Origin of the sequence: Xanthomonas sp. DAR 34887 (assembly GCF_041245805.1) — a bacterium.
GTDB lineage: Bacteria > Pseudomonadota > Gammaproteobacteria > Xanthomonadales > Xanthomonadaceae > Xanthomonas_A > Xanthomonas_A tesorieronis.
Genome location: NZ_CP162490.1, coordinates 3376961 through 3390942 on the forward strand (window position 1 = coordinate 3376961; position 13982 = coordinate 3390942).

Genomic DNA, 13982 nt, shown 5'->3' on the forward strand with positions numbered 1-13982 from the left:
CCCTGGGATTGTGGCGTTCGTCTACGCGGCCGTGCGACGGCGCCTGCATAGCACCGCGCCGCTTTGCCTCATTGCCCCCACGGGGCTATGGCCCACTTTTGCAGGAAAGTGCTACGAAGGCGCGGATGCGGGGACTGGCACAGCCTCGCGCCCCAAACTCCGCGAGTCGCTTTCGCGCCATACCCTCACCCCAACCCCTCTCCCGGTGGGAGAGGGGCTAGTAGGCTGTTCCTTCTCCCATCGGGAGAAGGCGCCCCGCAGGGGCGGATGAGGGTACGGGCGAAGACTCGTGCACCCAAACGCCGCGAGTCGCTTTCGCGCCGTACCCTCACCCCAACCCCTCTCCCGATGGGAGAGGGGCTCGGCTGTTCCTTCTCCCGTCGGGAGAAGGTGCCCCGAAGGGGCGGATGAGGGTACGGGCGAAGCCTCGTGCACCCAAATGCCGCGAGTCGCTTTCGCGCCCTGCCCTCGCCCCAACCCCTCTCCCGCACCTGATTAGCGTCGAATCTCAGCTGCTGATGCGTGACAGGTGCACCCTTGCTGCCGGTTCTCTTGGAGAGGCAGTCATGGCGATGAATCGTGTGCAGTTCCAGCGGGGGATGTCCTTACCGCAGTTCCTGCAGCATTACGGCACTGAGGAGCAGTGCGTGTCCGCGCTGCTGCGCAACCGCTGGCCTGACGGTTTCGTCTGTCCGCGCTGTGGCCAGCGGGCGGCCAGTCAGTTCCAGCGCGGGCACCAGCGGCTGTGGCAATGCCGGCAGTGCCGCGCCCAGACCAGCCTGACGGCGGGCACCGTGCTGGCCGACACCAAATTGCCGCTGCGTCTGTGGTGGATGGCGATGTATCTGCTGAGCCAGGCCAAGAACGGGATTTCGGCCCTGGAGCTGATGCGCCACCTGGACGTGTGCTACCGCACGGCTTGGCGCATCAAGCACAAGCTGATGGCGGCTATGGCTGAGCGGGAAGGCCAACGTCAGTTGGCCGGCTGGGTGCAGATCGACGATGCCTATCTGGGTGGGGAGCGCGCGCGCGGCAGCGGTGCCGAACAGTGGACCAACAAGATCCCGTTCATTGCCGCCGTGGAGACGCGACAAGGTCGGCCGGGATGCGTCCGGTTTGACTGGGTCGGCAGCTTCTGCCGCGATGCTGTCCATCGCTGGGCCCAGCAAGCCCTGGCGCCGGGAACCCACGTTCTCAGCGATGGGCTGACCGCCTTCACCGCCGTCACCTGGGCCGGTATGAGCCATGAGCCGATCGTGACCGGCACCGGGCGCAAATCGGTACAACAGCCCGCTCTGAAATGGGTCAACACGATCCTGGGGAATCTCAAGACCGCCCTTGGCGGCACCCACCATGCCATCGCCTTCGGCAAATACGGTCTGCGCTACCTGCGCGCGCACCAATATCAGGTCAACCGGCGCTTCAACTTGGCCGCGATCCTTGACCAACTCGGCTTGGCTTCCATGGCCACTCATGCCATCCCGGAGCGCGCTCTGCGCGCTCCGGCTGAGATTCGACGCTAATCAGGTCTCCCGCAGGGAGAGGGGCGGCATGGCTTGGGCTCAGCCCTCCTGCGCCACCAGCTCGGCCAGCTGCACCGCGTTGAGCGCAGCGCCCTTGCGGATGTTGTCGGAGACCACCCACAGGTTGAGGCCGCGCGGATGCGAGATGTCCTCGCGGATGCGGCCAACGTAGACCGCATCGTTGCCGGAGGCGTGGGTGACCGGGGTCGGATAGCCGCCGGCCTTGCGCTCGTCGACCACTTCCACGCCCGGCGCGGCGGCCAGCAGCGCGCGCGCCTGCTCGGCGCTGACCTTGCGCGTGGTCTCGATCGCCACCGCTTCGGAATGGCCGTAGAACACCGGCACGCGCACCGCGGTCGGGTTCACCTGAATGCTGTCGTCGCCGAGGATCTTGCGCGTCTCCCAGACCAGCTTCATCTCTTCCTTGGTGAAGCCGTTCTCCAGGAAATCGTCGATGTGCGGGATCAGGTTGAAGGCGATCTGCACCGGGAAGCGCTGCGGGTCGATCTCCTGAAAATTGAGCAGTTGGCCGGTCTGCTTGCCCAGTTCTTCCAATGCCGAACGGCCGCCGCCGGAGACCGACTGGTAGGTGGCCACGTTGATGCGCTCGATGTGATACTCGCGGTGCAGCGGCGCCAGCGCCACCAGCATCTGCATGGTCGAGCAGTTGGGATTGGCGATGATGCCGCGCGGGCGCTGCTTCAGCGCTTCCGGATTCACTTCCGATACCACCAGCGGCACATCGTCGTCGTAGCGGAAGGCCGAGGAGTTGTCGATCACCACCGCGCCGGCCGCGGCGAACTTCGGCGCGTACTCCTTGGAGATGCCGCCGCCGGCGGAGAACAGCGCGATGTCCACGCCGGTCGGGTCGAAGGTGGCCAGGTCGAGCACGGTGACCTTCTGGCCCTTGAACTCGACCTGGCCGCCGGCGGAGCGCTCGGAGGCCAGCGGGTACAGGGTGGCAATGGGGAAGTCGCGCTCGGCGAGGATGGCCAGCATGGTTTCGCCGACAGCACCGGTGGCGCCGACGACGGCGACGTTGAAACGACGGGATTCGTTGCTCATGGGAGATGGTTCGATCGAGTAGGAGAAAGGGGGAACAGCCGCACTGCCAGCTGGATTCGGGGAACCTCCCGAGCGCGCCGCTCAGGTCGCCGGAGGTTCCCTATCGTTTTTTGCTCGCGCCAATCTCGCCGCCGTTGCCGGCAGCCGCGATCGCGTCCAGGTTCAACGCATTCGGCGGACGCCCGGCGTCGACGCCGAAGCCCAGCGCGGCCAGCAGGTTGTCCACCGCCAGCGCCACCATCGCGCGGCGGGTGGCCGCGCTGGCGCTGCCGATGTGCGGGGTCAGCACCACGTTGCGCAGCGCCAGCAGCTCCGGGCGCACCGCCGGCTCGCCTTCGTACACGTCCAGTCCGGCCGCGGCCAGGCGCCCGTGCGTCAGCGCGTCGGCCAGCGCCAGTTCGTCGACCAGGCCGCCGCGGGCGATGTTCACCAGCGTCGCCGTGGGCTTCATCTTCGCCAGCGCGGCGGCATCGACGATGTGGTGCGACTGCGCCGAATACGGCAACACCAGCAGCAGGTGATCGGCGCGCGCCAGCAGTTCGTCGAAGCCGACGTAACCGGCCGCGTGCGCACGCTCCACCTCGGCCGGCAGGCGGCTGCGGTTGTGGTACAGCACGCGCATCGAGAAGCCGGCGGCGCGGCGCGCGATGGCCTGGCCGATGCGGCCCATGCCGAGGATGCCCAGGGTGCTGCCGTGCACGTCGGCACCGAGCATGGTCTGGAACGACCACTGCCGCCACTGCCCTTCGCGCAGCCAGCGCTCGGACTCGGTGATGCGCCGCGCGGCGGCCATCAGCAGCGCGAAGCCGAGGTCGGCGGTGGTTTCGGTGAGCACGTCCGGCGTGTTGCTGGCGACGATGCCCGCGGCACTGAGCGCGTCCAGGTCGAGGTTGTTGTAGCCGACGCCGACATTGGCGATCGCGCGCAAGCGCGGCGCAGCAGCGATCTCGGCGGCGCCGATGCGCTCGTTGAGGGTCACCAGCGCGCCGTCCAGCGGCGCCAGCGCCGCGGCCAGGTCTTGCGGCGAATACCTGGTCACGTCCGCGGTGGTGGTCAGCGCGCAATGTTCGCCGAGCCGTGCGACGACATCGTCGAACAGCGGTTGGCTGACCCACACCCGCGGCCGCGACTCAGCCATCGCCACCGCCGGGAATGCGCGGCGTCACCGTGCCGACATCGCCGCACTGCGCGCGGTGGCGCAGCGCCTGGTCCATCAGCACCAGCGCCATCATCGCCTCGGCGATCGGCGTGGCGCGGATGCCGACGCAGGGGTCGTGGCGGCCGGTGGTGATGACGTCCACCGCCTGCCCGTCCACGTCCACCGTGGCGCCGGGCAGGCGCAGGCTGGAGGTGGGCTTGAACGCCAGCGAGGCGACGATCGGCTGGCCGGTGGCGATGCCGCCGAGCACGCCGCCGGCGTGGTTGGACTGGAAGCCGTCCGGCGCGATCAGGTCGCGATGCTCGGTGCCCTTCTGCGCCACCACGGCGAAGCCGTCGCCGATCTCCACGCCCTTGACCGCGTTGATGCTCATCATCGCCGCGGCCAGTTCGCCGTCGAGCTTGCCGTAGATCGGCTCGCCCCAGCCCGGCGGCACGCCGTCGGCGACCACGGTGACCTTGGCGCCGATCGAATCGCCGGACTTGCGCAGTGCGTCCATGTAGCTTTCCAGCTCCGGCACCTGCGCCGCGTGCGGCCAGAAGAACGCGTTGTCTTCCACCGCGTCCCAGGCGAAGCCCTGCGGCAGCAGCGGCCCGAGCTGCGACAGGTAGCCGCGCACGCGCACGCCGTAACGCTGCGCCAGCCACTTCTTGGCGATCACGCCGGCGGCCACGCGCATCGTGGTTTCGCGCGCCGAGGAGCGGCCGCCGCCGCGCGGATCGCGGATGCCGTACTTCTGCCAGTAGCTGTAGTCGGCATGGCCCGGGCGGAACTGGCGGGCGATGTCGGTGTAGTCCTTGCTGCGCTGGTCGGTGTTGCGGATCAGCAGGCCGATCGGGGTGCCGGTGGTGCGGCCCTCGTAGACCCCGGACAGGATCTCCACCTCGTCGGCCTCGCGCCGCGCCGAGGTGTGGCGGCTCTTGCCGGTGGCGCGGCGCTGCAGGTCGTGGGCGAATTCGGCCGCGTCCAGCTCCAGCCCCGGCGGGCAACCGTCGATCACGCAGCCGATCGCCGGCCCGTGCGATTCGCCGAAGGTGGTGACGGTCAGCAGGGTGCCGAAGCTGTTCGCGCTCATGGCCGCCGGCTCACCGGCTCGCGGCCAGTTCGGCGATGCGCGCGTGGTGCGCGACCAGTTCGCTGGCTTCCACCGCGAAGATGCCCATCTGCCCGACCTTGAACTCGACCCAGGCGAAATCCACTTCCGGCAGCAGCTGCACCAGCGCGCGCTCGGATTCGCCGACTTCGCAGATCAGCAGGCCGTCCTCGCTCAGGTGCGCCGGCGCGTCGCGCAGGATCTTCAGCGCCAGGTCCAGGCCATCAAAGCCGGCGCGCAGGCCCAGTTCCGGCTCGTGCGCGTATTCGGGCGGCAGCGCGTCGGTCTCGGCATGGGTGACGTAGGGCGGATTGGTGACGATCAGTTCGTAGCGGCGTCCGCCCAGCCCGGCGAACAGGTCGGACTTGACCAGCTCGACGTTGTCGGCCAGCAGCCGCTGCTTGTTCTCCGCGGCCAGCGCCAGCGCGTCGTCGCTGATGTCGACCGCGTCCACCTGCCAGTTCGGGTTGTAGTGGCCCATGGCGATGGCGATGCAGCCCGAGCCGGTGCACAGGTCCAGCGCGCGGCTGACCTCGCGCCCGGCCAGCCATGGCTCGAAGCCGGCCTCGATCAGCTCGGCGATCGGCGAGCGCGGCACCAGCGCACGCGCGTCGCTCTTGAAGCTGAGCCCGGCGAACCACGCTTCGCCGGTCAGGTAGGCGGCGGGGATGCGCTCGGCGATGCGGCGCTCGAACAGCGCCAGCACCTGCGCCTTTTCCGGCGTGGTGACGCGCGCGCCGCCGTAGGCCGGGCCCAGGTCGTGCGGCAGGTGCAGCGCGTGCAGCACCAGCTGCGTGGCTTCGTCCAGGGCGTTGTCGTAGCTGTGGCCGAAGCTCAGTTCGGCGGCATTGAAACGGCTGGTGCCGTAGCGGATCAGGTCGATGATCGTGTGGAGTTCGGCGGCCGCGTCGGCAGTCATGGCAACAGGCAAGGCAATTCGGCCCCCGATTATAGAGGCCCGGCCGCTATCATGAGCGTTCGTTGCATGGGAAATCAGTATGTTCAACCGCAACTTCGGCATCGTCCTGGTGGTCGCACTGGCCGCCGGCCTGGGCCTGCTGCTGGCCCAGAAGTACTTCGGCGGCAGCGCTTCGGCGTGGCCGCAGACCCGCAGCGTGCGTCTGTACCCGCAGCCGCGCCCCCTGCCCGACTTCCACCTGCGCCAGTCCGACGGCACGCCGCTGGTGCCCGGCGAGCTGAAAGGCCACTGGACGCTGGTGTTCCTGGGCTTCACCGCCTGCCCGGACGTGTGCCCGACCACCCTGGCCGACCTGGCGCGCGCGCAGCAGCAGTGGCAATCGATCCCGGACCCGCTGCGCCCGCGGGTGCTGTTCGTCTCGGTCGATCCCGAGCGCGACACCCCCGCGCGGCTGGGCGCCTACGCCCACGGCTTCCACAAGGACACCCTGGCCGCCACCGCCGACGTGCCGGAGCTGGAACGCTTCGCCACCGCGCTGGGCTTCGTGTTCCAGAAGGTGCCCGGCAAGCATTTCCAGGAAAACCCCAACGACTACAGCATGGACCACTCCGCCGCGATCGCCGTGCTCGACCCGCAGGGCCGCCAGGCCGGGCTGATCCGGCCGCCGTTCGAGCCGGCGGCGATCGCCGCCGACCTGCAGGCATTGACCAAGGCGACCGCGCCATGAGCGCGCTGACCACGCTGACCTACGTGCTGCCGCACCGGCTGCTGTCCTCGCTGGCCCGGCGCCTGGCGTATTCGTCGCGACCGGGGCTGAAGCAATGGCTGATCGACACCGTGGTGCGCCGCTTCGGGGTGGACCTGGCCGAGGCCGCCGAGCCCGACCCACGCGCCTACCCGACCTTCAATGCCTTCTTCACCCGGGCGCTGAAGCCCGGCGCGCGCGTCGCCGATCCCGACCCGCAGGCGCTGCTGATGCCGGCCGACGGCCGCATCAGCCAGCTCGGCCCGATCCAGGACGGGCGCATCTTCCAGGCCAAGGGCCAGTCATTCACCGCCGCCGAGCTGCTCGGCGACGAAGCCGCCGCGGCGCCCTTCGCGAACGGCCTGTACGCCACCGTGTACCTGTCCCCGCGCGACTACCACCGCGTGCACATGCCCTGGACCGGCACCCTGCGCGAGACCGTGCACGTGCCGGGACGCCTGTTCAGCGTCGGCCCGGACGCGGTGCGCGACGTGCCGCGGCTGTTCGCACGCAACGAGCGCCTGGTCTGCCATTTCGACACCGACTTCGGCCCGATGGCTTCGGTGATGGTCGGCGCGCTGCTGGTGTCCGGCGTGGAAACGGTGTGGAGCGGCGTGGAAATCCCGCGCTACGGCGACCGCATCACCCGCAAGGACTGGCGCGGCAAGGGCATCGTGCTGGAGCGGTTCGCGGAGATGGCGCGCTTCAACTACGGCTCGACCGTGATCGTGCTGTTGCCGCCGGGCGTGGCGCAGCTGGATCCGGCACTGGCGGCGGAAACCGCGGTCCGGCTCGGCCAGGCGCTGGCGCGGCGGCCGCGCTGACGCTGGCAGAGGCCGCGGCGCGTCCCATGTGGAAGAGGACTGCGGCGCGGCCCATGTGGGAGGGACTTCAGTCCCGACGCGTTGGTGGTTGAGCTGAGACCACGCACATTTTGAAGACGACGTGCCGCCGTGCCCTCATCCGGCGCTGCGCGCCACCTTGTCCCAAAGGGGGCATAGTCCCGGCGGAAGAAGGGCCATGGCGCTATCAACTTCCCGCAAACAGCCGCGGCACGGCCCCGTGCGGGATGCCCTTGTGGGAGGGACTTCAGCCCAGACGCGTGGTGGTCGAAACAATGCACGTTACTGGCGACACGCCGTGTCGCCGCACCGCACCCCATCCGGCGCTGCACGCCACCTTCCCCCAAACGGGGCCATGGTCCCGGCGCGAGAAGGGAACGGCTACTTGTCGCAGCCGGTCATCTTCAGCGACTGGCCCGGCTTCAACGCATAGCCCGGCGCGCGCAGGCCATTGGCCTTGGCCAACTGCTTGATATCGCAGCTGTAGCGGTCGGCGATGCGGCCCAGCGTGTCGCCCTTGGCCACGCGGTAGCTGCGCACCTGCTTGGGCTTGGGCTTGACCGGCGCCGGGCGCCCGGTGGCGACGGTGGTCGGCACGCCGGCCACCGGGGTCACGTCGCCCACCGCCACGTTGCCGGTGGGATCGGCGACCACGGGCGTGTTGCTGCGGATCGCGGCGTTGACGTCGGCGGTGATCAGCGCGCGCGCCAGGTCAGCGCGCGGGCCGCTGACGCAATAACGGTTGTACAGGCCGACGATCTTGGTGGTGGCGTTGATGGTGACCCCGGCCGGGATCCAGCCGTCGGGCTCGTAGCGCGGGTTGAGGTTGCGCAGCGCGCGCATGTAGCCGTCGCGGGTGCCGTCGCTGCCCAGGCAGATGGTCAGCTCGTAGATCGTGGTGGATTTGGCCAGGCGCAGCGTGGCCGGCTGCGCGTTGATCTTCGGGAACGCCACGCCGTACTGCTGCGGGTGCAGGAAGATCCACGCCGCGGCGATCACCATCGGCACGTAGTCCTTGGTCTCGGCTGGGAACTGGTTGTACACCTGCGCATCCCAGAAGCTGCGCCCCTGCATCTGGTTGAACACGCGCGCGGCGCGGCCCTCGCCGCCGTTGTAGCCGGCCAGCGACAGTTCGATGCTGCGGTTGAGCTCGGCCATGCGCTCGTTGATGTACACCGCGCTGGCCTCGGCGGCGCTGCGCGCGTCGTAGCGCGTGTCGAAGCCGGTGCCGTCCGGGCCCAGACCGAAGCGGCGCCCGGTGGCCGGCATGAACTGCATCAGGCCGGCGGCGCCGACCCGCGAATTGGCATGCACGCGGCCGTTGGACTCCTTGGCGATGATGCCGAACAGCAACGCCTCCGGCAGCCCGCGCTTTTCCCATTCCGGCCACATGATCGCGCGCAGGTTCTGGTAGTTCTCGTAGCTGTTCATCAGCGACGGGCGCATGTCGGTGAGCCAGCGGCGGATGCCCGCCTGCACCGCCGGGTTGTATTCGACCATCGCATCGAAGGCATGGCGCTGGTCGTTAAGCAGGCTCGCCGCGCGCGCCGCTTCCGGCACATTGGCGGCCAGCGGGCTGATGTGGTCCGGATCGGCCTGCAGCGGCGCGGCGCCATCGTCGACCGCATCGGCGTCGGCATCGCTCGCCGCGCCCTGCGCGTCGGCCTTGGCCTTGAGCAGGCGCTTGTACGCGCCCAGGTAGGTGCCGACCTGGCAGCCGCGCTGCTTGATGCAGGCATCGACCACGTCCTCGATGTCCTCCAGCGCCGCGTCGCTTTCCTGGGTGCCCTTGGGGTCGCTGTTGCCGACCAGCACCATCGCGTCGTTGTAGCGCTTCTCGGCAGCCGCCAGGCGCTGGTCGAGGACCGCGATGGCGGCCTTGTCGCGCGAGGAGACGCGTTCGGCGTGGGCAGAAGGCGCGGCGCAAGCGAGCGCCAAGGCAGCCACGGCGGGCCATCCATGGGTGATACGGAACGAAAGGGGCATGTTGGGACGCGACGACGGAAAGGCCGCAGGGTAGCCGCCGCTGTCACATCGCGGCAAGGTCGGGCGGACATCGGCACCGCACCGGCACGGCATTCGTTCATCGCTGCGGCCAGGCGAACCGCGGCCCTGGCGCCTCGCGGCGAGCGGGCGCCGGCGCGAACGCCTAGAATCCGCCCACCTCACCGCGGAGCTGTTCATGGACCCGATCCTGCTGGGCAAAGGCCTGACCGACGACATCGCGGTGCTGCTGCAGCCGCGCCTGGGCAACCGCCACGGTCTGGTCGCCGGGGCCACCGGCACCGGCAAGACGGTGACCCTGATGACCCTGGCCGAGGGCTTCTCGCGGATCGGCGTGCCGGTGTTCATGGCCGACGTGAAGGGCGACGTGGCCGGGCTGGCGGTGGCCGGCGACGGCAGCGAGAAAGTGCTGCAGCGCGCCAAGGACATCGGCGTGACCGACTACGCCCCGGCCGCCAACCCGGTGGTGTTCTGGGACCTGTACGGCCAGCTCGGGCACCCGGTGCGCACCACCGTCAGCGAGATGGGGCCGACCCTGCTGGCGCGGATCCTGGAACTCAACGACACCCAGGCCGGCGTGCTCGACATCGTGTTCAAGCTGGCCGACGACCGCGGCCTGCTGCTGCTCGACCTGGACGACCTGCGCGCGCTGCTGGCGCTGGTGGTGGAGCAGCGCAAGGACATCTCCACCGAATACGGCCTGGTCAGCGCGCCGTCGGTGGCGGCGATCCAGCGCGCGCTGCTGCGCCTGGCGCAGGACGGCGGCGAAGGCTTCTTCGGCGAACCGGCGCTGGACCTGGCCGACCTGATGCGGGTCGGCAGCGACGGCCGCGGCGTGATCGGCATCCTCGCCGCCGCGCAACTGGTGCTCAAGCCGCGCCTGTATTCGACCTTCCTGCTGTGGCTGCTGTCGGAACTGTTCGAACGGCTGCCGGAAGTGGGCGACCTGGACAAACCCAAGCTGGTGTTCGTGTTCGACGAGGCGCACCTGCTGTTCGACGACGCCCCGCCGGCGCTGGTGCAACGCATCGAACAAGTGGTGCGGCTGATCCGCTCCAAGGGCGTGGGCGTGTACTTCTGTTCGCAGTTTCCCGACGACGTGCCGGACAACATCCTCGGCCAGCTCGGCAACCGCGTGCAGCACGCGCTGCGCGCCTACACCCCGCGCGACCAGAAGGCGGTACGCACCGCCGCCGAGACCTTCGTCGCCAATCCCAAATTGGACGTGGCCAAGACCATCTCCCAGCTCGGCACCGGCGAGGCCTTGGTCTCGACGCTGCAGGACAAGGGCGTGCCGATGCCGGTGCAGCAGACCCTGATCGCCCCGCCGCGCTGCCGGATGGGCGCGATCTCCGACACCGAGCGTGCGCAGCTACGCACCGCCAGCGTGGTCGGCACCCGCTACGACACCCCGGTCAACCGCGATTCGGCGGCGGAAATGCTGGCGCGCCGGGTCGAACAGGTGGCCGAGAAGGCCGCGGCACCGGCGGCGCGCACGCGCGAGCAGGACGACGCGCACGACAGCGGCTTCGGTCAGGCGGTCAAGGACGCGGTATTCGGCACCAAGCGCCGCCAGGGCATGCTCGAGGCGATGGCCAAGCAGACCTCGCGCACCGTCGGCAACCGCATCGGCCAGCAGATCGTGCGCGGCATCTTCGGCAGCATCTTCGGCGGCAAACGCTGAGCGCAGCCGGCACCCACAAGGAGTTCCACCATGTACAAGGAAGCGATGAGCGCCCTGCTGCTGGCGCTGGCGGCCACGACCGCCGACGCGGCGCAACCGGCATCGGGCGATGACTGGCCGCCGCAACGGCAGCAACTGCTGGCCGGCCGCTACGTCGGCAAACTGCAGGGCTATACGCCAGACTGCGACACCGTTCGCGCCGATCTCAGGCTGGAGGTGGGAGCGCCGAGCGAGACGGCCCACCGCTATACGCTGACCACCACCTGCATCGCCGGAGCCGCGCGGCACACCGCGCCCAGGACCATCACCGGCACTTGGGGAATCGACCAGCTGGCCGGCAGTTGCCTGATGCTCGGCTTCGAGGACCCGGACGATCCGCAGGTGGGCCCCACCATTTACGGCTTCCGTGTGGAAGAGGCCGGGTCGCGCGGCCATCGCGCCGCGACCGACTACGTGCTGGCCCAGGACGGGATGAATTGCCATAGCGGCATGCCGCCGGAGCATGCCGACAAGCGCCTGCGGCGGGTACGCTGACCCGATCGGCGCATCGCGCCTGCAACCGCGGCCGCGCAACGACGGCCACGCCGTGAGCGCAGGTGCCTGTATCGCTCGCGCCGACACGCGCGACAGACCGCCTTCGATCCAGGCAACACCAGTCGCACATGCAAAACCCGGCGGCGCTACCCTAGGCCAGCAATCCCTGCAGCTTGGCGTATTGCAGCAGCATGATGGTCTTGCCATCGGCGATGGCGCCGGATTCGATCATCGCCAGTGCCGCGTCGAGCGGCAATTCCAGCACCTCGCTCTCCTCGCCTTCGGCGGCGACGCCGCCGCCTGCGCCGACCCTGTCGCGATCGAAATACTCGCCGACGAAGAAATACAGCTTTCCGGTGACCGAGCCCGGACTCATGAACGCCTCGAACACCTTGCGCACATTCTCGATCCGGTAGCCGGTTTCCTCTTCGGTCTCCTTGCGGATGCAGGTCTGCGCATCGTGCTGGTCGAGCAGTCCGGCGCAGGCTTCGATGAGCATGCCGTCGGGATTGCCGTTGAGCAGCGTCGGCAGCCGGAACTGGCGGGTCAGCATCACCGTCTGCTTGGCGCGGCTGTAGAGCAGGATGGTAGCGCCGTTGCCGCGATCGTAGGCCTCGCGCGACAGCGTCTGCCAGCTGCCGTCGCGGCGCTGGAAATCGAAGGTGACCTTGCGCAGCACGTACCAGTTGTCGGACAGCACCTCGACCTTTTCGATACGCACGCGCGGATTGCCTGTGGCGGGTAGGTTCAAGCGACACTCCCTGCGTTGTGCTGGCGCGATGCAGGCGTCCGCAGCGAATTTCCGCCTGGATGCCGGCCGTTGCCGTGGAACGTCCATTCTATCTGTCGTGCCGCGGAGCAGCGGGTCGCACCGACACGCAATGCGCGCCGCAACGCCAAACCCAGTACAACACTGCGCGCGCCGCGAACTGATCTGCCGACTGCGCCGCACGCCGATGCCCGGACCGCGAGCATCGGCGCAACGAGCACGGCGCGCGCAGGGGCGAAAGGCGCCCGGCCCGGCCCGGCCGCGCCCGGACCAACCACGCGGGCGCCCCCGATTGCACGCCCGCCCGGCGCGTCGCACAATCGGCGCACATTGAACGCAGGGGGCGTCATGGAAGACCGTCATCGCGCCGGCGCAGGCCGCGCGCGCCGCAGCACACCCGAACCTTTCTGGGCGCGTACCCGCGACATCGCGCTGTATCCGCTGCGCGGCGGCGCGCTGTTCGCGCTGATCGCGCTGACCCTGTGCGGCCTGCTGGGAATGCTGCCGGGCATCGGCTGGATCATCGGCATCGTCACCTCGTTGGCGATCTACAAATACGCCTTCGAGATCCTGCGGCATACCGCCGACGGGTACATGGATGCGCCCGAGCGCGGCTTCGACATCGGCGATGGGGTGGTCCTGCGGCTGCTGGCGCTGATGATCGTGCTCGGCGTGGCGGTCGCCGCCGCGGCCGTGCTTGCCGGCCCGGTCGCCGGCCTGCTGATGTTGCTGGCGGTGGTGTTGCTGCAGCCCGGCTTCCTGATCTCGCTGGCCATCGACGGCAGCCTGCGCCGCGCGCTGAATCCGGCCGTATCGATCGGCCTGGCGCTGCGCATCGGCTGGCCGTACCTGGCCGCGTTCGGCCTGCTGTTCGTGATCCAGGCCAGCGCGCTGACCGCGGCCCGATGGCTGCAGAACTACCTGCCGCCGTTGGCCAGCGACCTGGCGGTCAGCGTGGTCACGACCTGGGGCCTGTTCGCCGCCTTCCATCTGATGGGCTATCTGGTCTACCAGTACCACGAGGTGCTGGGTTACGAACCGGCGGCCGGCAACGACGCGACGCATGCGCGCCACGATCCCGACCAGCGCGTGCTCGACGAAGCCGAACAGTTCGTGCGCGACGGCCACGCAAACGAGGCGCTGCAATTGCTGCGCGGCGAAGTGCGCTCGCGCGCGGTCAGCCTGGCGGTGCACGAGTTGTACCAGCGCCTGCTGCGCAACGGCGGGCGCGCCGACGACCGCCGCGACCACACCCGCCAGTACATCAATCGCCTGCTGCAGGAAAAGCAGGAGCGGCGCGCGCTGGCGCTGCTGCGCGAGGCCCTCGACGCCGATCCCGACTTCGTCCCCTTGCTGCCGGAACAGGCCTCGCTGCTGGCCGAGCGCGCGCAACTGGCCGGGCAGTTCAAGCTCTCGCTCGACGGCCTGCTTGCCGCGCTGCGTGCCTGGCCGAAGGCTGCCGAATTCGGCACCTGGTCGCTCGCCGCAGCGCTGCTGCTGGCCGAACGCTTTGGCGACGACGCGCAGGCGCGCGCGCTGCTGCAGGACGCGCTCGCGCGCTGCGAGGACGAGCCGCAACGCGGCAAGCTGCAGGCGGCACTGAAGGCGCTGACGATCGCGCCGGCCTAGCATTGGCGCGCCGCGG

12 protein-coding genes are annotated in these 13982 nt (G+C 69.5%); 6 read left to right on the forward strand and 6 right to left on the reverse strand.

Features of this window, described 5'->3' with window-relative positions; all coding sequences use genetic code 11:
* The first annotated feature begins 566 nt into the window (after positions 1-566).
* The gene (locus AB3X08_RS14175) at positions 567-1523 is read left to right on the forward strand and encodes an IS1595 family transposase (RefSeq protein WP_369933329.1); all 957 of its coding nucleotides are present in this window, start codon (positions 567-569) and stop codon (positions 1521-1523) included.
* Positions 1524-1562: 39 nt separating this feature from the next.
* Here the strand turns inward: AB3X08_RS14175 and AB3X08_RS14180 are convergent, their stop codons facing one another.
* The 4 genes from AB3X08_RS14180 to prmB all read right to left on the reverse strand — a co-directional run bounded on the left by AB3X08_RS14180 (position 1563) and on the right by prmB (position 5759).
* Positions 1563-2588: an aspartate-semialdehyde dehydrogenase gene (locus AB3X08_RS14180; protein ID WP_369933331.1), complete on the reverse strand. Its 1026-nt coding sequence runs from the start codon at positions 2586-2588 to the stop codon at positions 1563-1565.
* 100 nt (positions 2589-2688) lie between these two features.
* Positions 2689-3726 (reverse strand): 2-hydroxyacid dehydrogenase, encoded by a 1038-nt coding sequence (locus tag AB3X08_RS14185; RefSeq protein WP_369933333.1) that lies wholly within the window; start codon positions 3724-3726, stop codon positions 2689-2691.
* Positions 3719-4822, reverse strand: coding sequence for a chorismate synthase (gene aroC / locus AB3X08_RS14190; RefSeq protein ID WP_369933335.1), 1104 nt, complete (start codon positions 4820-4822; stop codon positions 3719-3721). The genes AB3X08_RS14185 and aroC overlap by 8 nt, the downstream gene beginning before the upstream one ends.
* A gap of 10 nt (positions 4823-4832) precedes the next feature.
* Positions 4833-5759: a 50S ribosomal protein L3 N(5)-glutamine methyltransferase gene (gene prmB, locus AB3X08_RS14195; RefSeq protein WP_369933337.1), complete on the reverse strand. Its 927-nt coding sequence runs from the start codon at positions 5757-5759 to the stop codon at positions 4833-4835.
* A 79-nt stretch (positions 5760-5838) separates the two neighbouring features.
* Between prmB and AB3X08_RS14200 the strand changes: the two genes are divergently transcribed.
* Positions 5839-6486, forward strand: a complete 648-nt coding sequence (locus tag AB3X08_RS14200; RefSeq protein WP_369933339.1) for an SCO family protein — start codon at positions 5839-5841, stop codon at positions 6484-6486.
* Complete coding sequence (gene asd, locus AB3X08_RS14205) at positions 6483-7328, forward strand: archaetidylserine decarboxylase (RefSeq protein WP_369933341.1); 846 nt, start codon at positions 6483-6485, stop codon at positions 7326-7328. The genes AB3X08_RS14200 and asd overlap by 4 nt, the downstream gene beginning before the upstream one ends.
* Positions 7329-7727: 399 nt before the next feature.
* Here the strand turns inward: asd and AB3X08_RS14210 are convergent, their stop codons facing one another.
* Positions 7728-9332, reverse strand: coding sequence for a transglycosylase SLT domain-containing protein (locus tag AB3X08_RS14210; RefSeq protein WP_369933342.1), 1605 nt, complete (start codon positions 9330-9332; stop codon positions 7728-7730).
* A 196-nt stretch (positions 9333-9528) separates the two neighbouring features.
* On the opposite strand from AB3X08_RS14210, the gene AB3X08_RS14215 reads away from it, so the two are divergent.
* Positions 9529-11034, forward strand: a complete 1506-nt coding sequence (locus tag AB3X08_RS14215) for a helicase HerA-like domain-containing protein (protein ID WP_369974715.1) — start codon at positions 9529-9531, stop codon at positions 11032-11034.
* Between the two features lie 30 nt (positions 11035-11064).
* The gene (locus AB3X08_RS14220) at positions 11065-11568 is read left to right on the forward strand and encodes a hypothetical protein (RefSeq protein WP_369933343.1); all 504 of its coding nucleotides are present in this window, start codon (positions 11065-11067) and stop codon (positions 11566-11568) included.
* Between the two features lie 151 nt (positions 11569-11719).
* Here the strand turns inward: AB3X08_RS14220 and nudK are convergent, their stop codons facing one another.
* Positions 11720-12319, reverse strand: coding sequence for a GDP-mannose pyrophosphatase NudK (gene nudK, locus AB3X08_RS14225; protein WP_369933344.1), 600 nt, complete (start codon positions 12317-12319; stop codon positions 11720-11722).
* 366 nt (positions 12320-12685) lie between these two features.
* On the opposite strand from nudK, the gene AB3X08_RS14230 reads away from it, so the two are divergent.
* The gene (locus tag AB3X08_RS14230) at positions 12686-13966 is read left to right on the forward strand and encodes a hypothetical protein (protein ID WP_369933346.1); all 1281 of its coding nucleotides are present in this window, start codon (positions 12686-12688) and stop codon (positions 13964-13966) included.
* Positions 13967-13982 lie beyond the last annotated feature (16 nt).